The organism is Bradyrhizobium sp. 142 (assembly GCF_023074015.1).
Lineage (GTDB): Bacteria > Pseudomonadota > Alphaproteobacteria > Rhizobiales > Xanthobacteraceae > Bradyrhizobium.
The window spans coordinates 63229-82629 of sequence record NZ_JADPKQ010000136.1 but is presented as its reverse complement, the minus strand read 5'-3'; the positions used below and the strand labels follow the sequence as shown (position 1 = coordinate 82629).

Below are 19401 nucleotides of genomic sequence, written 5' to 3'. Positions count from 1 at the left end.
CGTTCTAACCGTTCACGCCGGCGCGCGGACGGGGCGCAATCCCAAGCGCTTTGATCCGCGATGCCAGCGTTGTCGGCTTGAGATCAAGAATTTCCGCCGCGCCGCCGGGGCCGAAGACTTTTCCTGCGCAGGCCTCGAGCGCGGCGAGGATGTTGGTGCGCTCGTGGTCGCGCATCTCCGAGGAGGTCATGACCGCCGGCCGCCCATCGGTCTTCTGGCGCGCCGTGCCGATCGCGGGCTGCGCGCCGGAAGGATCGGGCAGGTCGACCCGCAGGCGACCGTTCTGCGACAGGATCGCGGCGCGCTCGATCACGTTCTGCAATTCGCGAACGTTGCCGGGCCAGTCGTAGCGGGTGAGCCGCCGTGCGTCGCCCTCGGACAGGCGCAGGTTGGATTTGAGAGCCTTACTCTCGCGGGTCAGGAAGTGTTGGGCCAGCAGCGGAATGTCCTCGCGCCGTTCGCGCAAGGGCACCGACTCGATCGGGAATACGTTGAGGCGGAAATAGAGGTCCTCGCGAAACCGTCCGCGCTGCACCTCCTGCTTGAGATTGCGATTGGTCGCGGCGATCACGCGGACGTCGACCGTGCGCGTGCGTTCCTGCCCGACCCGCTCGAAATTGCCTTCCTGCAACACGCGCAGCAGCTTGCCCTGCAACTCCAGCGGGATTTCGCCGACCTCGTCGAGAAACAGCGTGCCGCCATCGGCGAGCTCGAACCGGCCGATGCGATCGCGCATTGCGCCCGTGAAGGCGCCGCGAACGTGGCCGAAGAACTCACTCTCGAACAGCTCGCGCGGGATCGCGGCGCAATTGACGCGGATCAGCGGCCGGTCGCTGCGGCCCGAAGCGTCATGGATGGCGCGCGCAATCAGCTCCTTGCCGGTGCCGGATTCGCCGGTGATCATCACGGCTGCGGTGGTTGGAGCGACGAGCTTGACCTGGCGCAGCGTCTTCTGGATCGCCTCGCTTCTACCGATGATGCCGCGTGGATTGGTCTCGATCCGGATCTCCTCCTGGAGATAGGCGTTCTCCAGTTCGAGCCGCTCGCGCAGGCGATCGACCTCGGCGAGAGCCGCGTGCAGCTTCTCGTCGGCCTCGCGCCGCTGGCTGACATCGCGAAACACCACCACCGCACCAACAACCATGCCGCGGTCGCGGATCGGGGTCGAGGTGTATTCGACCCAGGCCGGCGAGCCGTCCTTGCGCCAAAATACCTCGCCGTCGACCTGATGAACGGCGCCGTCGCGGAAGGCCGCGTAGATCGGGCAATCGTGGTCGTGATAATGGCTGCCATCGTGATGGGTGTGATGCACGATCGGGTGAATTTCCTTGCCCACCAGTTCCTCGGCAGTCCAGCCCAGCATCCGCTCGGCGGCCGGGTTCACGAAGGTGGTCTTGCCTTCTGCGTTCACGCCGTAGATGCCTTCGCCGGCCGCGCGCAGGATGAGCTGGTTCTCGCGCTCGATGTCCTGAAAGACGCGCTCGACACGCTGCCAGGTCGCAATCCCGCCGCGCATGTGGTCTTCGGCCGCGGCATCGACGTTGCGGCGGCGGCGGGCTTCGAGATCGGTCAGCGTGAGCAGCACCAGCGTGCGGCCGTCATGGGGCAGGAGGCAGCCGGCATATTCGAGTCGGAGATTTTGACCGGTGGCATGGCGCGGGTTGAGCGCCGTGGACCAGTAGGCGCCCTTGTGCAGCACGGCCTGGGTGAACACGGTGAGGGCGGGAAGCTGGCCGGCGTGAAGCGTGCTGGCTTTGGTCTGCCGCAGCAGGGCACGGTCATAGCCAAGCAGGGCGCAGGCGGCTGGATTGGCATCCACGATCTGGTCGCCATAGGGATCGATCAGCAGCGTTGCTTCGACCGAAGATTCGAATGCGGCGACACGCGGATCGAGCACCGGGGCCACATCGTCGCGGGCAGGCATTGGCGTCATTGCCATTGCGAAATCTCGTAATTGAACTACGAATTTTCGTTTATCACGAGTTTTCGTAGCGGCCAAGGGCTACCGAAGTGCTGCGTCGTCAAGGCACTGGCCGGCCGGAAGGCGATGGCATGCTCCTTGCGTAATTCGTCCTGCAAAGTCGCGCAGGAGATCCGATGTCCACCTTCGACAATCCGTTTGATCCCGACCGTAACCTCCGTGGCGGCTGCGAATGCGGCCAGCATCGTTCGGCAACCGAACATGAGCAGGCCTCGCCGGCGCTGCGCTGTGAGCCCGTCGAGAGCGAGGAGAAGCGCTACGAGGGGGTGGTGGCGTCCGCGGTCATGCGCGCGATGTTTCCGCAGGATGCCGCGCGGCGCGCCTTCCTGAAGTCGGTTGGTGCATCGACTGCACTTGCCGCGCTGTCGCAGTTCTTCCCGCTCAAGACTGCAACCGAGGTGTTCGGGGCAACCGGTACGCCGGAGAAGAAGGACCTCAAGGTCGGCTTTATTCCGATCAGCTGTGCGACGCCGATCATCATGGCCGCGCCGCTTGGGTTCTATTCAAAGCATGGCCTCAACGTCGAGGTGGTCAAGACCGCCGGCTGGGCGGTAATCCGCGACAAGACCATCAACAAGGAATATGACGCGGCGCACATGCTGGCGCCGATGCCGCTTGCGATCTCGCTCGGCCTTGGTGCGAACGCCATTCCCTTTGCGGTGCCCGCGATCGAGAACATCAACGGGCAGGGCATCGTGCTGGCGACGAAGCACAAGGACAAGCGCGATCCGAAGGACTGGAAGGGGATGAAATTCGCCATTCCCTTCGACTACTCCATGCACAACTATCTCCTGCGCTACTATCTTGCGGAGCACGGGCTCGATCCCGATACCGACGTGCAGCTGCGCTCGGTGCCGCCGCCGGAGATGGTCGCGAATCTGCGCGCCGACAACATCGACGGGTTCCTTGCGCCCGACAACATCTGCCAGCGCGCGATCTATGACGGCGTCGGCTTCATGCATCTGTTGTCGAAGGAGATCTGGGACGGCCATCCCTGCTGCAGCTTCGCCGCCAGTCGCGAATTCATCACCACCGCGCCGAACAGTTTTGCGGCGCTGACGCGGGCCATCGTCGATGCGACCGCGTATGCATCGAAAGCGGAGAACCGCAAGCAGATCGCCGAGGCAATCGCGCCGGCCAACTATATCAACGCGCCAGTGACGGTCCTGGAGCAGGTCTTGACCGGCACGTACGCCGACGGCCTCGGCGGCGTAAAGACCGATGCCAAGCGCGTCGATTTCGATCCATTTCCCTGGCAGTCTTTTGCGGTGTGGATGCTGACGCAGATGAAGCGCTGGGGCCAGATCAAGGGCGATGTCGACTACAAGGCGGTCGCCGAGCAAGTGTATCTGGCAACCGACACCAGGAAGCTGATGACCGAGATGGGCCTGTCGCCGCCGACCAGCGCCTACAAGTCGTTCGCAGTGATGGGCAAGAATTTCGATCCGACGAAGCCGGACGATTACGTTGCGAGCTTCAAGATCAGGAAGGCGTCGTGAGGGACACCACTCTCTCAAAGCCGTCGTCTCGGCCTAGTGCGCAACGCGCACTAGGCCGGGACGACGCGAGGGGAGGTTTTGCGCAATGACCTCCTCCCTCCGCCTCCGCGCAGGCCTCGTCTCCATCGTGCTGCTGGCCGCCTTCCTCGGCATCTGGCATCTCGCCACGCGGTCGAGCGGCACCGTTGCCGCGATGAGCCCGGAATACGCCAAGCTGATGGGCCTGACCGCGACTCAGGGCAAATCCGCCATGCCCGGCCCGCTCGACGTCGGCGCCAAGCTCTGGGAGCATTTGAGACGGCCGTTCTACGACAACGGGCCGAACGACAAGGGGCTCGGCATCCAGCTCGGCTTTTCCATCGCGCGCGTCGGCACCGGCTATCTTCTGGCCGTGCTGGTTGCGATCCCGCTTGGCTTCCTGATCGGCATGTCGCCGCTGCTGAGCAAGGCGCTTGATCCCTTCATCCAGGTGTTGAAGCCGATCTCGCCGCTGGCCTGGATGCCGCTTGCGCTCTACACCATCAAGGATTCCTCGATCTCCGCGATCTTCGTGATCTTCATCTGTTCGATCTGGCCGATGTTGCTCAACACCGTCTTTGGCGTCGCCAGCGTGCGCAAGGAGTGGATCAATGTCGCGCGCACGCTCGAGGTCGGCACGCTGCGGCGCGCCTTCACCGTGATCCTGCCGGCGGCGGCGCCGACGATTCTGACCGGTATGCGCATCTCGATCGGCATCGCCTGGCTTGTGATCGTCGCCGCCGAAATGCTCGTCGGCGGCACCGGCATCGGCTATTTCGTCTGGAACGAATGGAATAATCTTTCGATCACCAACGTCATCATCGCGATTCTCTTGATCGGAATCGTCGGCATGCTGCTCGACCAGATCCTCGCGCGTTTCACGCGCATGGTCACTTTTCCGGAGTAGGGCCATGACCGACAAGTTCATCTCCATCGAAGGCATCGCAAAGCGCTATCCGGGCGCGGTTGGGGGCACCACGGCCGTGTTCGAGAATCTGTGGCTGTCGATGCCGCGCGGCGAGTTTTGCTGCGTGATCGGTCATTCCGGCTGCGGCAAGACCACCGTGCTCAACATCCTCGCCGGCCTCGATGCGCCGAGCGAGGGTGCCGTGATCGTCGACGGCCAGGCCATTTCCGGCACCAGCCTCGACCGCGCCGTGATCTTCCAGAGCCACGCGCTGTTGCCCTGGCGTACCGTGCTCGGCAACGTCGCCTATGCCGTCACGTCGAAATGGCGCAGCTGGGACCGCGCCAAGGTGAAGGCGCACGCGCAGACGTTCATCGATCTCGTCGGCCTGACGGGTTCGGAGCACAAGCGTCCGTCGGAGCTGTCCGGCGGCATGAAGCAGCGTGTCGGCATTGCGCGTGCGCTCTCGATCACACCAAAGATCATGCTGATGGACGAGCCGTTCTCGGCGCTGGACGCGCTGACGCGCGGCACGCTCCAGGACGAGGTGCGACGGATTTGTCTGGAGACCGGACAGACCGCGTTCATGATCACCCACGACGTGGATGAGGCGATTTACCTGGCCGACAAGATCTTTCTCATGACCAATGGTCCGGGCGCGGTGCTTGCGGAGGTCGTCGAAAATCCGCTGCCGAAGGATCGCGGCCGCACCGATTTGCACCGGCATCCGCTGTACTACGCGCTGCGCAACCACATCGTCGATTTCCTGGTCAGCCGCAGCAAGAATTTTGCGGCCGAGAAGCCCGATCACGATCCGCGCAACGTGCCCGTCGTGCTTATCGGCAAGCCCGGATTGACGGTCGCCGCCAGCGACGAACAACGACAGACCTGGACACCCGGGACCAGTCCCGGGCTGACTGCCTGATTTTGTAGACGCCTGATCTTCGGAAAGCCGCTCCACACTTTTCCGGATCATGCTTTTAGAGGAGACCTGACATGAAACGCGAAGACCTCACCGAAAAGCTGCTCGACATCAAGCGCGAGAAGGGCTGGAGCTGGAAACACATCTGCGAGCAGATCGGAGGCTATTCCGAGGTCCTGATCGTCGGCGCGATCATGGGCCAGATGAAGCTGACCAAGCCGCAGGCCGCGAACGCCGGCGAGCTGTTCGGCCTGTCGAAGGCCGAGACCGCCATGCTCAACGAGGTGCCGATGCGCGGCACCGGCACGCCGATGCCGCCAACAGACCCGCTGATCTACCGTTTCTACGAGATGGTGATGGTCAACGGCCCGGCCTGGAAGGCGCTGATCGAGGAGGAATTCGGCGACGGCATCATGTCGGCGATCGACTTCGACATGGGAATCGAGCGCGTCGCCAACCCGAAGGGCGACCGCGTCAAGATCACCATGAGCGGAAAATTCCTGCCGTACAAATATTACGGCGCCAGCGGCAACGTGCCGGAATACGGCTTTAGGGAGGGCTGACCGCGGTGAATGCGTCGCGCAGTTCCTTGATCCGTGCCATGTCGCGAACATAGGTGAAGGAGCCATTCTCCTTCATCTCGCGCGCGCTCATCAGGAAGGCGGACAATGCGTATCGCGACATCGCGCCGCCGACGCTGATGCGTTTGACACCGGCCGCTGCCAGTTGCGGCAAGGTCAGCGTCGGATCGGCAAAGCCCATGACGAGGTTGAAGGGTTTTTTCAGCGACGCCACCACTGTCTTGATCGTTGCGAGGTCATGGACGCCCGGTGCATAGAGTACGTCGGCGCCGGCGGCCTCGAACGCCTGCAACCGTTTGATGGTGTCGTCGAGGTCGTTGCGCCCGTGCAGAAGATTTTCGGCCCGGGCCGTCAGCGTGAACGGAATGGGCAGGGAGCGCGCCACCTCCACTGCGGCCTGCACCCGCTCCAAGGCCAAGGCGAAATCATAGATCGGACGTTCTTGCTCGCCGGTCGAATCCTCGATGGAGCCGCCGACAGCGCCGGCTTCGGCAGCGTGCCGGATCGCGTCCGCTGCGCGCTTTGGCTCATGCGCGCCGCAGTTTTCGAGATCAACGCTGACCGGGAGTTCGGTTGCGGCGGCAATCACGCGGCAATTGTCGAGGATGGCATCAAGGCTGACCGTCGAACCGCCGAAGGTGTTGGCAAGACCAAGGCTTGTCGTCGCGAGCGCCTCAAAACCCATCGCGGCGAGCAGCTTTGCCGTGCCGGCATCCCACGGGTTGGGAATGATGAACGCGCCTGGCCGCACGTGCAGGGCCCGAAACGCTTTTGCCTTCTCCAATTGGCTCGTCATTGATCGCTCCGTTCATCCTGATCGATGTGGACCAGCCATATGCGCCTTTCCGCCATCCGACAAATTTGTTATTTCTCTTAACATCATCAGCTTTTTGCATGAGATGGCGGCGATGGACAGCGATGCCCTCAATACTTTCCTGGCGGTTCACCGCCGGGGAGGGATCTCGAACGCTGCGAAGTTCCTGCACCGCTCGCAACCGGCGATATCGCGCCGCATTGCGCTGTTGGAGCAGGACCTCGGTGTGCCGCTGTTCGAGCGCGTGGCGGGGCGCACGCTGCTCAGCGATGCGGGACGGGTGCTGATTCCTTACGCAGAGCGCGCCGTCGCTGCCGCGCAGGACGCCGAGCAGGCGATCCGGGCGCTGACCAAACAGAATGCCGGTCCGGTGTCGCTCGCCGTGACCGGCACGCTCGCCGACAGTCGCCTGTCGAAGATCATGACGGGGTTCGCGAAGGAAAATCCCGGCGTCGGGCTCACGCTGCGCACCGCGACCAGCGCGGAGATCAGCGGCCTCATTCGCCGCGGCGAGGCGACGATCGGCCTGCGTTACAACATAGACCGTTCGCGGGACCTCGACTGCAAAGCGGTCATGACCGAGACATTGCAGGTTGTCTGCGCACCTGATCATCCACTCGCCGGCAAGCGCGTAAAGCAGTTCGCCGAGCTCGGCGGCGAGCGCTGGATCGCGTTTCCCGAGGTCCCCGGGCGGCGCGAGATCGCGGCCGCGCACGTCTTTGCGCTGTTTCTGACGCGCGGCCTGGCCGATGTTGAATGGACGGCAGTCGACAGCCTCACTGCCCAGAAGAGACTCGTCGAATCCGGTTTCGGCCTCGCTCTGCTGGCGGAAAGCCATGTGGCAGAGGAGTTGAGCTCTGCCGCCATCGCCTCCATTGCGGTCGACGATCTCGTCGCCAGCCACGACATCGCCGTCGTGACGCGGCGCGGCGGGTTCTTGAGCCTGGCCGCCCGGCATTTGCTGGAGGCCATCCGAAGCAATTATAGCGCAACCGACGCCATCACGATTCGGCAGCCAAAAAAGCGACGACCGGCGCGCAAGACAATTGCACGCCGGCGCGCCAAATAAAGAACAGCGGTTTATTTCCCCGCCTTCACCTCGGCGGCCGCGACCGCGAGCAGCTCGCTCATCTTGGCCCGAATCGCCTGTTCGGTGACGGCGACGTTCTTGGCGGCGAAATCGGCCGTGACCTTGCGCAGGACGTCGCCGTCGCCGGATTCCTCGAAATCGGCTGCGACTACTTCCTTGGCGTAGGCTGCCGCCGCATCGCCCGTGATGCCGAGCTTTTCGGCCGCCCACAGGCCGAGCAGCCGATTGCGGCGGGCTTCGGCCTTGAATTTCTGCTCCTCGTCGAGAGCGAATTTCTTCTCGAAACCTTCCTCGCGCTTGTCGAACGTGCTCATGCCTTGTTCCAACCCTGCTGAATAGACCGAGACGCCTCGTTGCGGCATCCCCCGTGCATGCCTAGATAGGGGGCACGAATCGGCAAAACAACGGGCCGTTAAGCCGCAGGCAAGGCGGTATAAGTTGGCATCGGATGGGCCGGATCGATTGTGCTGGGACAGCCAATCGGATAGGTTGCCTGAAGGCGTGGTTCCTGTTCTGTTTCCATGGGTTCCGGGCTGTTCACGGCAGCTCCGCCGTGGGTCGTAGTTCTCGTAAACCGGAGCACACCAAATACATGGATTTCAACAAAACACGGTACATCCCCATGAGCCGTCGGCGTCGCATTTATGAAGGCAAGGCAAAGGTTCTTTACGAAGGCCCGGAGCCCGGTACCCTGATCCAGCACTTCAAGGACGATGCCACCGCGTTCAACGCGAAAAAGCATCAGGTGATCGAGGGCAAGGGTGTCCTCAACAACCGGATCTCGGAGTACCTGTTTCAGCACCTCAATGACATCGGGGTGCCGACCCACTTCATCCGTCGCCTCAACATGCGCGAACAGCTGATTCGCGAGGTCGAGATCGTGCCGCTCGAAGTGGTGGTACGGAACGTCGCGGCCGGCTCGCTGTCGCAGCGCCTCGGCATCGAGGAGGGCACGCAGTTGCCGCGCTCGATCATCGAATTCTACTACAAGAACGATCAGCTCAACGACCCAATGGTGTCGGAAGAGCACATCACCGCCTTCGGCTGGGCCACGCCGCAGGAGATCGACGACATCATGGCGCTCGCCATCCGCGTCAACGACTTCCTCACCGGTCTCTTCCTCGGCATCGGCATCCGTCTCGTTGATTTCAAGATGGAGTGCGGGCGGCTGTTCGAGAACGAGATGATGCGGATCATCGTCGCCGACGAGATCTCGCCGGACTCCTGCCGCCTCTGGGACATCAAGTCGAACGAGAAGCTCGACAAGGACCGCTTCCGCAGGGATCTCGGCGGGCTGCTGGAGGCCTATACCGAAGTCGCCAAGCGCCTCGGCATTCTGATGGAGAACGAGCGTCCAGCCGGCTCCGGCCCGGTACTGGTGAAGAGCTAAAGGGGATTTCGACGTGAAGGCACGTGTCACCGTTACCTTGAAAACGGGCATCCTCGATCCGCAAGGCAAGGCCATCGAAGGCGCGCTGAAATCGCTCGGCGTCGATGGTGTTGCCAGCGTGCGCCAGGGCAAGGTGTTCGACATCGAGCTTGCCGGCGCCGACAAGGCCAAGGCCGAAGCCGCGCTGAAGGATGCCGCCGATAAGCTCTTGGCGAATACAGTGATCGAGAACTATCGCGTCGAGATCGTCTGAGTCCGCCTCGTAAATCCTCATGGTGAGGAGCGCAGAATGCGCGTCTCGAACCATGCAGGCCCGGCTCTTGCAGCTCGGCCTTCATCCTTCGAGACGCGCGCAGAGAGCGCGCTCCTCAGGACGAGGAGCCGGAGTGGCTAACACGCGCAGTCGGGCGAGGGCCGCCGGCCTTACAGCCATCCAACGCGGCGGAAGCGCCAGTAGAGCGCGGTGCACGAAACCAGCATCAGGCTCAGCACGGCGTAATAGCCGTAGTCCCACTCCAGCTCCGGCATGTGCTTGAAGTTCATGCCGTAGATGCCGGCGAGCGCGGTCGGGATCGCGATGATCGCGAGCCAGGAGGCAAGCTTCTTGGAGACTGCTGTTTCCTGCGCTTGGCCGACCAGCAGGCTCGCTTCGAAGGCGAAGGCCAGCACCTCGCGCATGGAATCGATGCGCTCCTGGATGTTGCGGACGTGGTCGGTGACGTCGCGGAATAGCGTCTGCATTGCCGGGCGCACCATCGACAGTTCGTCGTGCTCCAGCCGGCGGCAGACTTCGACCAGGGGGCCGATCGCGTTCCGCAGCCGCAACAGGTCGCGGCGCAGCATGTAGAGACGTTCGATCTGCGCCTTGGTGATCGCGTGGGCGAGCACGTAGTCCTCGATCCCTTCGACCTCTTCGTGAATGCTTTCGAGCACCGGCGAATAGTTGTCGACGATGAAATCGAGGATGGCATAGAGGATGTAGTCCTCGCCGCGGGCGAGCGCCCGCGGGCAACTCTCGCAGCGCTCGCGTACCGCCGTATAGGAGGTCGAGGCGCCGTGGCGGACCGTCACGAGATAGCCATCGCCGATGAAGATGTGGGTCTCGCCGAAGGCGATCCGCCCCTCGAGCAATTGCGCGGTCCGCGCCACGATGAACAGGGCTTCGCCGTATTGCTCGATCTTCGGCCGCTGATGGGCGTGGTTGGCGTCCTCGATAGCGAGCTCGTGCAGATCGAACTGCTTCTGCACGGCGCCGAGCAGAGCCATGTCGGGCTCATGCAGCCCGATCCAGACCACGTGGCCGGGCTTGGCGCGCCAGCTAGACGCCTCGCTGATGGCGATATTGGCGACGCGCCGTCCGTCGACATAGGCGCCGGCAGCGACGACGCCGTCGGCGGAAACCGGCTCGGCGGCGGATGTGGGCAGCGACGGGACATTCATGGTTTCAATCCCGGCAAATCGTTCGGCCAGATTGCGATGGCCAAATTGCGATAACCATGGCCTGTGCACAAGGCGGCCCGGCGAGGCTAGCACTGGTAAAATCCCCGTCAAATGGTTATGTCTCTTCATGATTTGGCCGCCGTGCCACCCCGATTCCCGATTCCCGCCACTGTCGGAACCCGAGCCATGAAAGCCGCCATTCTCGTTTTTCCCGGAATCAACCGCGAGCGCGACATGGCGCGCGCGCTGAAGCTGATCTCGGGCAGCGAGCCTGCGATGGTGTGGCACGCGGAGACGTCGCTTCCTGCCGGCACCGATCTCGTGGTGGTCCCAGGCGGCTTCTCGTATGGCGACTATCTGCGCTGCGGCGCGATTGCGGCGCGCGCGCCAGTCATGGATGCAGTGCGCGACTATGCGGCCAAGGGCGGCCTCGTGCTCGGCGTCTGCAACGGCTTTCAGATCCTCTGCGAATCCGGCCTTCTGCCGGGCGTGCTGATGCGCAACGCGCAGCTGAAATTCGTCTGCCGCGACGTGCACCTGCGCGTCGAGCGTTCCGACACGCCATTCACCCGCGGCTACAATGCGGGGCAGGTGATCCGCGTCCCCGTCGCCCATGGCGAGGGTAATTACGAGGCAGATGAAGAGACCATCAAACGCCTCGAAGGCGAGGGGCGGGTGCTCTACCGCTACTGCTCGGCCGACGGCGTGGTCGATGAGAACCACAACATCAACGGCGCGGCACATTCGATCGCCGGCCTCGTCAACGACAACGGCAACGTGCTTGGCATGATGCCGCATCCGGAGAACCACGTCGAAGACATCATGGGCTGCACCGACGGCCGCGGCCTGTTCGCCGGCCTGGTCCAGCATCTGGAAAAGGCCGCGTGATCTCGCTCGTCTTGAAGCGGTGTCTCGCCGCGCTCGCGGTGTTCTCATTCGCGACTGCTGTCTCCGCGCAGGATTTTCCCAAGCGTCCGATCACCATGATCGTGCCGTTCGCGGCCGGCGGCACCTCCGATGTCATCGCGCGCACGGTCGCCGAGCAGATGGGCATCGCGCTCGATCAGACCATCGTGATCGAGAACGTCGCCGGCGCCGGCGGCTCGACCGCGCTGGCGCGCGCCTCCCGCGCCGAGCCTGACGGCTACACCATCGCGATCGGCAATGCCGGCACCAATGCCGCGGCCTATACAATCTATCCAAAACTGCCGTTCACGCCGGACTCCTTCCAGCCGATTGCCATGGTGGCGAAGACGTTCGGCATCATCGCCCTGCGCAAGGATTTTCCAGCAAAGGACCTCAAGGAGTTCATCGCCTACGCCAAGGCCAATCCGGGCAAGATCAATCTCGGCCATGCCGGCGTCGGCTCGTCGAATTATTTGATCTGCAAGAGTTTCGTCACGGCCGCCGGAATCGAGGCGACACTGGTGGGCTATCGCGGCGCGGCGCCTGCGCTCACCGACGCGGTCGGCAGCCAGATCGACGGCGTCTGCGATGCGGCCGCGTCCGTCTCGCAGTCGATCAACGAGAAGCTGGTGAGGGGGCTCGTGGTCGGCTCGACCGTGCGGCTCGCCACGCTGCCCGATTTGGCTACGTCCGCCGAAGCGGGCCTGCCCGAATTCGAGGCGCAGGGCTGGAACGGCCTGTTCGCGCCCAAGGGCACGCCGCCGGCGGTTGTCGCCAAGCTGAACGCCGCCGCGCGTACCGCAGTAGAAACCGACGCGGTGAAGAAGCGTTTTGGCGATCTGTCGACGGTCGCGCCCGATGCCGACGAACACACGCCGGAGCTGCTTCAGCAACTTGTGTCGCGCGACGTCGAGAAATACCGGAAAATGCTGGCGGACGACGCCAAGTAATAGCGTTTGGCGCTACCGCAGCTTCAGCCGTTCGGCCGGGACCGTCATGCTATGCGTTTGCCTGGAGTGCCGGCTTCCGCTTCACCCGCTTGATCGTGCCGGAGAAGGTGAACAGGGGCCGGTCGCCGGACATCATCTTGCCGCGCAGGAAGATCAGCGAGCCGCCAGCGCGGGAGACTTCACCCACGCATTCGATCAGCTCACCCTCCCGTGCACCATCGAGGAAGTCGCAGGCGAAATTGGTGGTCACGGCTGGCCCATTCAGCTCATGGGTGGCGATCGCAAACAGCGAGTAGTCGGCGAACGCCATGAAGCATCCGCCATGGACGTTGCCGGAGCCGTTGAGGTGCTTTTTCTCGACCCGGAAAGCGCTGCGGACGCCGCCGTCCTGTTCGATCTTGTGCCAGAACGGACCGATATGGCTCTCGAAACTGTCGCGAATCCAGGTCCGCCAGCCCCGGAATTCCCCATCGGCGGCGATGTGGAGGTCGGGACGGCGGGACGGGGGCGCTTTGGTCAATTCGTGCAAAGAAACGGGCCTTCAATTACAGGTCTTTAGCCCTTAAATCCGATCCGACCGCGCCTTGCAATTCCCGTTCCCGCATCCCCCGGCCGCAAAACGTGGGACAGCGGGAAAATGCGCCATAAAGGGCTTTTCGTGAGCCCCCGATGTTCCTAAGAACGGCCAACCCCGCCGAAAGCCTCGAATCCATGAAGAACGAACCCAAGATCACCCCCGAACTGGTTGCCGTCCACGGGCTCAAGCCCGACGAGTATGAGCGCATCCTGAAGCTGATCGGGCGGGAGCCGACCTTCACCGAGCTCGGCATCTTCTCGGCGATGTGGAACGAGCACTGCTCGTACAAATCCTCGCGCATCCATTTGCGCGGATTGCCGACCAAGGCCCCCTGGGTGATCCAGGGCCCCGGCGAGAACGCCGGCGTGATCGATATTGGCGATGGCCAGGCCGTGGTCTTCAAGATGGAGAGCCACAACCACCCGAGCTATATCGAGCCCTACCAGGGCGCGACCACCGGCGTCGGCGGCATTCTGCGCGACGTCTTCACGATGGGCGCACGGCCCATCGCCTGCCTCAACGCGCTGAGCTTTGGCGCGCCCGAGCATGCCAGGACCCGGCATCTGGTCTCCGGCGTCGTGGCCGGCGTTGGCGGCTACGGCAATTCCTTCGGCGTGCCGACGGTCGGTGGCCAGGTGCGCTTCCACACCCGCTATGACGGCAACATCCTCGTCAATGCGATGGCCGTCGGCCTCGCCGATGCCGACAAGATTTTCTATGCGGCCGCCTCCGGCGTGAACATGCCGATCGTCTATCTCGGCTCCAAGACGGGACGCGACGGCATCCATGGCGCCTCGATGGCTTCGGCCGAATTTGACGACAAGTCCGAGGAGAAGCGTCCCACCGTACAGGTCGGCGATCCCTTCGCCGAGAAGCTGCTGCTCGAGGCTTGCCTCGAGATCATGGACAAGGGCTGCGTCATCGCGATCCAGGACATGGGTGCGGCGGGCCTGACCTGCTCGGCGGTGGAGATGGGCGCCAAGGGCGACCTCGGCGTCGATCTCGATCTCGACGCGGTGCCGACCCGCGAGACCGGCATGAGCGCCTACGAGATGATGCTCTCCGAGAGCCAGGAGCGCATGCTCATGGTGCTCAAGCCTGAGAAGGAGAAGGAAGCCGAGGCGATCTTCAGGAAGTGGGGGCTCGATTTCGCCGTCGTCGGCTACACCACGCCGAGCAAGCGCTTCGTGGTCAAGCATGGCGGTGACGTCATGGCCGACCTGCCGATCAAGGAGCTCGGCGACGAAGCACCGCTTTATGACCGCCCGCATGTCGCCGCCACCGCACTGCCGATCGTGCACGCCCGCGAGGTGTCGGCGCCGATGGGCGTCGGTGCCGCGCTGGAGAAGCTGATCGGCACGCCGGATATGTGCAGCAAGCGCTGGGTCTGGGAGCAGTACGACCACGTCATCCTCGGCAATACCATGCAACGGCCCGGCGGCGATGCCGCCGTCGTGCGCGTGCAGGACGGGCCGAAGGGCCTGGCGCTGACCGTCGACGTCACGCCGCGCTATTGCGAGGCGGATCCCTTCGAGGGTGGCAAGCAGGCGGTGGCGGAAGCCTGGCGGAACATCACCGCGGTCGGCGGCAAGCCGCTCGCGATCACCGACAATCTCAACTTCGGCAATCCGGAGCGGCCCGAGATCATGGGCCAGTTCGTCGGCTGCCTGAAGGGCATTTCGGAGGCCTGCCGCACGCTCGACTTCCCGGTCGTGTCCGGCAACGTCTCGCTCTACAACGAGACCAACGGCCGCGCGATCCTGCCGACGCCCTCGATCGGCGGCGTCGGCCTACTCGACGATTTCACCAAATCGGCTTCGCTGGCCTTCAAGGCCGACGGCGAAGCGATCCTGCTGATCGGCGAAACCCACGGCTGGCTCGGCCAGTCCGTCTATTTGCGCGACATCTGCGGTCGCGAGGAGGGCGCGCCGCCGCCGGTCGATCTCGCCGCCGAGAAGCGCAACGGCGACTGTGTGCGCGGCATGATCCACGCCGGCACCGCGACCGCCGCGCACGACCTCTCCGACGGCGGCCTTCTGGTCGCGCTTGCCGAGATGGCGATGGCAAGCGGCATCGGCGCGAAGCTGCTCGCAGCGCCCGCTGCACTCGTGCCGCACGCCTATTGGTTCGGCGAGGACCAGGCGCGCTATCTCGTCACCGTGCCGGAAGTGGAAGCCGGCCGTGTGCTCGCCAAGATGCGCGGCTGCGAGGTGCCTTGCGTGCGGATCGGCACCACCGGTGGCGACGTGATCGCGATCGCGGGCGAAGCGCCGGTCGCGATCGACACGTTGCGTGCCTCGTTCGAGCGCTGGCTGCCGGAGTATATGAGCGGGAAGGTGGCGTAGGGCCGTTTCCGCATTCTCCGTCATTGCGAGCGCAGCGAAGCAATCCAGACTCTCACCGCGGAGACACTCTGGATTGCTTCGCCGCAAGAGCTCCTCGCAATGACGAGGAGAGACCGTGCCTCACAACACGTGCGACGCCCCAGGAATCTTTCGCAACGCCGCCGTCAGGCCCCAGCTCAGAATCACCGTCAGCACGAACACGGCGGAAGCCTTCGCGATTGCAGGCCAATTGTAGTCGAACAGCCAGTATTGCAGCCACAGCGTGATCGGATAATGCAGCAGGAACATGCCGTAGGCAGCCGCCTGCATCGGATCGAGTAGCCTTGCTGAGCCTGACTGCCTGAACCGCTGGAACAAGGCCAGGATCAGAAACATGATGGCCACGCTGAAGATGGTGACGCAGACGGCGTAAACTCCTTCATACCAGTTCGGCAGTGGCGACGGATTCCCCAGTATTTCTCGCTTGATGAAGATCAGCACCCACAGCAGGCAATACGGAACGATCGCCAAGACCATCCAGTCCCAGCTCACCTTCGCCATCCTGCCGTCAGCCGAGAGCAGTCCGCGATCGATATTCGCAACGCCGATGCCGGCGCCGAAAAAGAAGTAGGTCGCATAGAGCATCACGCGCCCATGCTGGACCGAAAACGGCCCGAACTCGAACCAGTTGCTTGGTCCGAAATACATCAGCCCGGGTACATAGAACGCGGCGCTGACAGCCATCATGACCGCGAAGAATTCCGCGGGTCGGCGCCGCCCGCGCAGCGAGAGGCGGTTGATAGGGTCGAGCAGATCGGGCGACAGCCGGTACAGGAGGCATGCGATCAGGTCGAAGGCGAACAAGACCCAGAGGAACCAGATCGGCCCGCTTGGCCACGGGCCTTTCGTGATCGTAGTCCACCAGAACTGCGAAAATCCGATCTCGGGGTTGAGCCGCAGCGAGATGGCGTAATACGCGAGCGGAATGACCGTGAATGCGCAGATCACGAACGGTATGCCGAGCCGACGGACGCGGTCTGCCAGATAGCTCGCCGGCCCCTTGCGAGCGATTCCCGACCACGCGAACAGCCCCGACAGGAAGAAGAACATCGCCATGAAGAAGCTGTCGGTCGCCAGCACGATCATGTCGAAGCCGACCCAGGAGGTTGGGTCGGTGTGACCGAAATAGGTGTAGGGAATGACGGCGTGATGCAGCAGCACCACCAGCGTCAGGAAGGTGCGGGCGCGGTCGAGCGACAGATTGCGCGCCTTGCTCTTCGGCGCGGCGTGCACGTCTGTGCCGATCGTCGCTGAATGTGAAATCGTCATCTTGGCCGCCCCGGTCGCGCTTCCATCCCGGCCGGACTCTGCCGCTGGGAACCCGATTCAGCAAGACGGGCTTGTGCCACATCGCCGGTGGGCGGACCATCAGGAACCAGTTCCGCGCTGCGTCGTTGGCGTTGACGAAACGGGTGCGCCAACGACGGCGGCCAATGTGTCGGAGCTGGCGATGACAATCCTGAAATGGGCATTGATCTTCCTGCTGATCTCGATCGTGGCCGGTGTGCTCGGCTTCACAGGCATCTCGGCTGCGTCGGCCGATATCGCCCGCTTCCTGTTCTACGCCTTTGTGGTGATCTTCCTGGTGTTGCTGATATTGGGGCTAACGATATTCAGGGCGTAGCCCTACGGCTCCCGCGCGCGGTCGTCGGGCCCGGGCTTGCCGTCTTCGCTGAAGCTTCGCCGGCCCAACACTGAATGCCCGGCGAGGCCTTGGCCGAGCGGAGCCGGGTCCGGGGCATCCACGATCTTCCGTATCCGAAGCACCAAGAGCGTGGATGGCCGGGACATAGGCGATCGTAAGCGACACCGTCCTTTGGACGTCTATGGCCCGGCCAGGACAGGAGAGTTTATCCAACCTCCTCGATCTTCACCTTGTCCGGATAGAAGGCGAGATGCCCGGAAATCTCCGCCATTGCGGGGAAGGGCGTCTCATAGGTCCAGATCGCGTTGTCGAGCGTCTTGCCGTCGGCCTTGATACTGTAATAGCTCGCATCCCCCTTGTAGGGGCAATGCGTGACGCGGTCGGTGCGCTCGAGCAGCGCCATGTTGGCGTCTTCCCGCGGCACATATTGCACCGCCGGATATTTGGCCTCCTTTAGCGTCAGCGCCTTGGTGGTCTCGGCGATCACGATGTCGCCCGCCGTGACGCGGATACGCCGGGCGGTCGGGGTAATGGTGATGGGGTGGTCAGGCCCTGGAAGTTTCATGACTTCACGCCTTTTCGATCAATCTGCCGTGCGCGGCACTTTGTCGTGCCTTTATCCTGGTCGGATCACCGATATAGTGCCTCAAGGCGTGACGTAGAAGGCTGTTCACGCTAAGTTTGGCCCTGCCGGCAAGTTTGGCTTTGCAGATCCGGACCCCGGCAGCGATTCGACGCCGAGGCTAATTTGCAGCCGAGATTAGGAGCAAGACCCGAATGCCAATGGACGCCCACGATATCGAGGCGATGATCAAGGCAGCGATCCCCGATGCCGAGGTGACCATCCGTGACCTCGCCGGCGATGGCGACCACTATGCCGCGACCGTGATCTCGGAATCGTTCCGCGGCAAATCGCGCGTCCAGCAGCACCAGATCGTCTACCAGTCGCTGCGCGGCCAGATGGGCGGCGTGCTGCACGCGCTGGCACTGCAAACCGGGGTTCCTGGCGGACCCGGGGTGCCAGGTACTTAAGATTTGGCGAGTACTTGATCTGACGAGCACCTGACCTGATCGCGAGAGCGGGGGACGACGATGGCTGCGGATAATCCTCGCGGTGCGATGTTTCGCGTCATCGTGCCGAACCAGCACAGCCGCGTCACCAACGCCGAGCTGTTCTTCGACCTCGTCTTCGTCTTCGCCATCACGCAAGTCTCACATACGCTGCTACACCACTTTACGCCGCTCGGCGCGGTACACGTCACGGTGCTGTTTCTGGCCGTGTGGTGGGTGTGGGTCTACACCGCGTGGGTCACCAACTGGCTCAATCCCGAGCTGACGCCGGTCCGCATCCTGCTCTTCCTGATGATGCTGGGCGGCCTCGTGCTGTCGACCACGATCCCGACCGCGTTCGAGGGGCGCGGCCTGTGGTTTGCGATTGCCTACGCGACCATGCAGGTTGGACGTACGGCGTTCTGGCTATTCGCAACCCCGCGCCATCGGCGACAGGTCCGCCATAACGCCATTCGCATCCTGACGTGGCTCTCGATCTCTGCCGTGCTGTGGATCGCAGGCGGTTTTCTCGAGGGCGAGACGCGGCTATGGCTGTGGATCGCGGCGGTCACCTGGGAGTACGTCTCACCGGCGGCACGCTTCTGGGTCCCGAAGCTGGGGTTTTCGTCGATCGAGGCCTGGGCCGTCGAAGGCGGCCACATGGCGGAGCGCTGCTCCCTGTTCGTCATCATCGCGCTCGGCGAGGCCGTCGTCGTCAATGGCGCGACCTTCGCCGAACTGGACTGGACCGCGGACAACATTCTCGCCTTCGTCTCGGCGCTGGTCGGCAGCATCGCGATGTGGTGGATCTACTTCCACAAGGGCGCGGAGGCCGGCGCTGAGAGGATCTCGAAGACCGCCGAATCCGGCCGCCTGGCGCGGCTCGCCTATACCTATCTGCACATGCCGATCGTCGCCGGCATCATCCTGGCCGCGGTCTCGGACGAACTGGTGCTGAAGCATCCGGGCGGCCATTCCGACATCCGCACCATCGTGAGCACGGTCGGCGGGCCGCTGGTATTCCTGACCGGCACCATACTGTTCAAGCACGCGATCCGCGGCTTCCTCCAGCTCTCGCACGGCATCGGCATCATCCTGCTTCTGGCGCTGAGCTGGTTTGCGGCCGATCTCTCGCCGCTATGGCTGTCGGCCGTGACAACGGTGATCATGATCGTGGTCGCGGTGTGGGAGTCGGTGTCGCTGGGGGCGAAGCCGGAGCAGGCCGCCGAACATTGAAACGCCGGCCC

General features: G+C 63.5%; 20 protein-coding genes. 13 read left to right on the top strand and 7 right to left on the bottom strand.

What is annotated here, in order from left to right; genetic code table 11:
• Positions 1 to 4: 4 nt before the first annotated feature.
• Positions 5 to 1939 (bottom strand): sigma 54-interacting transcriptional regulator, encoded by a 1935-nt coding sequence (locus IVA82_RS14010; RefSeq protein WP_247380507.1) that lies wholly within the window; start codon positions 1937 to 1939, stop codon positions 5 to 7.
• A 158-nt stretch (positions 1940 to 2097) separates the two neighbouring features.
• Here IVA82_RS14010 and IVA82_RS14005 point away from each other — a divergent pair, with 158 nt between their 5' ends.
• The 4 genes from IVA82_RS14005 to cynS all read left to right on the top strand — a co-directional run bounded on the left by IVA82_RS14005 (position 2098) and on the right by cynS (position 5890).
• Positions 2098 to 3480 (top strand): CmpA/NrtA family ABC transporter substrate-binding protein, encoded by a 1383-nt coding sequence (locus tag IVA82_RS14005; RefSeq protein ID WP_247380504.1) that lies wholly within the window; start codon positions 2098 to 2100, stop codon positions 3478 to 3480.
• 85 nt (positions 3481 to 3565) lie between these two features.
• Positions 3566 to 4405 (top strand): nitrate ABC transporter permease, encoded by an 840-nt coding sequence (ntrB, locus tag IVA82_RS14000; protein ID WP_148742392.1) that lies wholly within the window; start codon positions 3566 to 3568, stop codon positions 4403 to 4405.
• 4 nt (positions 4406 to 4409) lie between these two features.
• Positions 4410 to 5330 carry an ABC transporter ATP-binding protein gene (locus IVA82_RS13995; protein WP_247380503.1) on the top strand — a complete coding sequence of 307 codons (921 nt, stop codon included), beginning with the start codon at positions 4410 to 4412 and terminating at the stop codon, positions 5328 to 5330.
• Positions 5331 to 5401: 71 nt separating this feature from the next.
• Positions 5402 to 5890, top strand: a complete 489-nt coding sequence (gene cynS / locus IVA82_RS13990; protein WP_148742390.1) for a cyanase — start codon at positions 5402 to 5404, stop codon at positions 5888 to 5890.
• On the opposite strand, the gene IVA82_RS13985 is transcribed toward cynS, so the two are convergent.
• Entirely contained in the window at positions 5877 to 6704 is an 828-nt protein-coding gene (locus IVA82_RS13985) for an isocitrate lyase/phosphoenolpyruvate mutase family protein (RefSeq protein ID WP_247380501.1), read from the bottom strand. The genes cynS and IVA82_RS13985 overlap by 14 nt on opposite strands.
• Positions 6705 to 6816: 112 nt before the next feature.
• On the opposite strand from IVA82_RS13985, the gene IVA82_RS13980 reads away from it, so the two are divergent.
• Positions 6817 to 7791: a LysR family transcriptional regulator gene (locus IVA82_RS13980; RefSeq protein WP_247380499.1), complete on the top strand. Its 975-nt coding sequence runs from the start codon at positions 6817 to 6819 to the stop codon at positions 7789 to 7791.
• An 11-nt stretch (positions 7792 to 7802) separates the two neighbouring features.
• Here the strand turns inward: IVA82_RS13980 and IVA82_RS13975 are convergent, their stop codons facing one another.
• Positions 7803 to 8126 carry a DUF1476 domain-containing protein gene (locus IVA82_RS13975; RefSeq protein ID WP_148742388.1) on the bottom strand — a complete coding sequence of 108 codons (324 nt, stop codon included), beginning with the start codon at positions 8124 to 8126 and terminating at the stop codon, positions 7803 to 7805.
• A gap of 308 nt (positions 8127 to 8434) precedes the next feature.
• Between IVA82_RS13975 and purC the strand changes: the two genes are divergently transcribed.
• Together purC and purS are read left to right on the top strand one after the other, a co-directional pair.
• Complete coding sequence (gene purC, locus IVA82_RS13970; RefSeq protein WP_008974302.1) at positions 8435 to 9202, top strand: phosphoribosylaminoimidazolesuccinocarboxamide synthase; 768 nt, start codon at positions 8435 to 8437, stop codon at positions 9200 to 9202.
• Between the two features lie 13 nt (positions 9203 to 9215).
• Positions 9216 to 9455, top strand: a complete 240-nt coding sequence (gene purS, locus IVA82_RS13965; RefSeq protein WP_148773046.1) for a phosphoribosylformylglycinamidine synthase subunit PurS — start codon at positions 9216 to 9218, stop codon at positions 9453 to 9455.
• Positions 9456 to 9625: 170 nt separating this feature from the next.
• Here purS and IVA82_RS13960 read toward each other — a convergent pair whose 3' ends face one another.
• The gene (locus IVA82_RS13960; protein ID WP_247380496.1) at positions 9626 to 10642 is read right to left on the bottom strand and encodes a magnesium and cobalt transport protein CorA; all 1017 of its coding nucleotides are present in this window, start codon (positions 10640 to 10642) and stop codon (positions 9626 to 9628) included.
• Between the two features lie 186 nt (positions 10643 to 10828).
• Between IVA82_RS13960 and purQ the strand changes: the two genes are divergently transcribed.
• Positions 10829 to 11530 carry a phosphoribosylformylglycinamidine synthase subunit PurQ gene (gene purQ, locus IVA82_RS13955; protein WP_247380494.1) on the top strand — a complete coding sequence of 234 codons (702 nt, stop codon included), beginning with the start codon at positions 10829 to 10831 and terminating at the stop codon, positions 11528 to 11530.
• Positions 11527 to 12498 (top strand): tripartite tricarboxylate transporter substrate binding protein BugD, encoded by a 972-nt coding sequence (locus IVA82_RS13950; RefSeq protein ID WP_247380492.1) that lies wholly within the window; start codon positions 11527 to 11529, stop codon positions 12496 to 12498. The genes purQ and IVA82_RS13950 overlap by 4 nt, the downstream gene beginning before the upstream one ends.
• Before the next feature lie 49 nt (positions 12499 to 12547).
• Here IVA82_RS13950 and IVA82_RS13945 read toward each other — a convergent pair whose 3' ends face one another.
• Positions 12548 to 13027, bottom strand: coding sequence for a PaaI family thioesterase (locus IVA82_RS13945; protein WP_247380490.1), 480 nt, complete (start codon positions 13025 to 13027; stop codon positions 12548 to 12550).
• Between the two features lie 182 nt (positions 13028 to 13209).
• Between IVA82_RS13945 and purL the strand changes: the two genes are divergently transcribed.
• Complete coding sequence (gene purL / locus IVA82_RS13940) at positions 13210 to 15420, top strand: phosphoribosylformylglycinamidine synthase subunit PurL (protein WP_247380528.1); 2211 nt, start codon at positions 13210 to 13212, stop codon at positions 15418 to 15420.
• 120 nt (positions 15421 to 15540) lie between these two features.
• On the opposite strand, the gene IVA82_RS13935 is transcribed toward purL, so the two are convergent.
• The gene (locus IVA82_RS13935) at positions 15541 to 16728 is read right to left on the bottom strand and encodes an acyltransferase (RefSeq protein WP_247380488.1); all 1188 of its coding nucleotides are present in this window, start codon (positions 16726 to 16728) and stop codon (positions 15541 to 15543) included.
• 181 nt (positions 16729 to 16909) lie between these two features.
• Between IVA82_RS13935 and IVA82_RS13930 the strand changes: the two genes are divergently transcribed.
• Entirely contained in the window at positions 16910 to 17083 is a 174-nt protein-coding gene (locus tag IVA82_RS13930) for a DUF1328 domain-containing protein (RefSeq protein WP_247380486.1), read from the top strand.
• Positions 17084 to 17309: 226 nt separating this feature from the next.
• Here the strand turns inward: IVA82_RS13930 and IVA82_RS13925 are convergent, their stop codons facing one another.
• Positions 17310 to 17669 (bottom strand): DUF427 domain-containing protein, encoded by a 360-nt coding sequence (locus IVA82_RS13925; RefSeq protein WP_148742379.1) that lies wholly within the window; start codon positions 17667 to 17669, stop codon positions 17310 to 17312.
• Between the two features lie 212 nt (positions 17670 to 17881).
• Between IVA82_RS13925 and IVA82_RS13920 the strand changes: the two genes are divergently transcribed.
• On the top strand, positions 17882 to 18136 hold the full coding sequence (locus IVA82_RS13920) for a BolA family transcriptional regulator (RefSeq protein ID WP_035707582.1): 255 nt from the start codon (positions 17882 to 17884) through the stop codon (positions 18134 to 18136).
• Between the two features lie 60 nt (positions 18137 to 18196).
• On the top strand, positions 18197 to 19390 hold the full coding sequence (locus IVA82_RS13915) for a low temperature requirement protein A (RefSeq protein WP_247380484.1): 1194 nt from the start codon (positions 18197 to 18199) through the stop codon (positions 19388 to 19390).
• Positions 19391 to 19401: the final 11 nt, after the last annotated feature.

Coding starts and splice junctions, on each gene's coding strand:
- IVA82_RS14010 (WP_247380507.1), bottom strand. CDS start 1,939: ATGGCAATGACGCCAATGCCTGCCCGCGACGATGTGGCCCCGGTGCTC.
- IVA82_RS14005 (WP_247380504.1), top strand. CDS start 2,098: ATGTCCACCTTCGACAATCCGTTTGATCCCGACCGTAACCTCCGTGGC.
- ntrB (WP_148742392.1), top strand. CDS start 3,566: ATGACCTCCTCCCTCCGCCTCCGCGCAGGCCTCGTCTCCATCGTGCTG.
- IVA82_RS13995 (WP_247380503.1), top strand. CDS start 4,410: ATGACCGACAAGTTCATCTCCATCGAAGGCATCGCAAAGCGCTATCCG.
- cynS (WP_148742390.1), top strand. CDS start 5,402: ATGAAACGCGAAGACCTCACCGAAAAGCTGCTCGACATCAAGCGCGAG.
- IVA82_RS13985 (WP_247380501.1), bottom strand. CDS start 6,704: ATGACGAGCCAATTGGAGAAGGCAAAAGCGTTTCGGGCCCTGCACGTG.
- IVA82_RS13980 (WP_247380499.1), top strand. CDS start 6,817: ATGGACAGCGATGCCCTCAATACTTTCCTGGCGGTTCACCGCCGGGGA.
- IVA82_RS13975 (WP_148742388.1), bottom strand. CDS start 8,126: ATGAGCACGTTCGACAAGCGCGAGGAAGGTTTCGAGAAGAAATTCGCT.
- purC (WP_008974302.1), top strand. CDS start 8,435: ATGAGCCGTCGGCGTCGCATTTATGAAGGCAAGGCAAAGGTTCTTTAC.
- IVA82_RS13960 (WP_247380496.1), bottom strand. CDS start 10,642: ATGAATGTCCCGTCGCTGCCCACATCCGCCGCCGAGCCGGTTTCCGCC.
- purQ (WP_247380494.1), top strand. CDS start 10,829: ATGAAAGCCGCCATTCTCGTTTTTCCCGGAATCAACCGCGAGCGCGAC.
- purL (WP_247380528.1), top strand. CDS start 13,210: ATGAAGAACGAACCCAAGATCACCCCCGAACTGGTTGCCGTCCACGGG.
- IVA82_RS13935 (WP_247380488.1), bottom strand. CDS start 16,728: ATGACGATTTCACATTCAGCGACGATCGGCACAGACGTGCACGCCGCG.
- IVA82_RS13930 (WP_247380486.1), top strand. CDS start 16,910: ATGACAATCCTGAAATGGGCATTGATCTTCCTGCTGATCTCGATCGTG.
- IVA82_RS13925 (WP_148742379.1), bottom strand. CDS start 17,669: ATGAAACTTCCAGGGCCTGACCACCCCATCACCATTACCCCGACCGCC.
- IVA82_RS13920 (WP_035707582.1), top strand. CDS start 17,882: ATGCCAATGGACGCCCACGATATCGAGGCGATGATCAAGGCAGCGATC.
- IVA82_RS13915 (WP_247380484.1), top strand. CDS start 18,197: ATGGCTGCGGATAATCCTCGCGGTGCGATGTTTCGCGTCATCGTGCCG.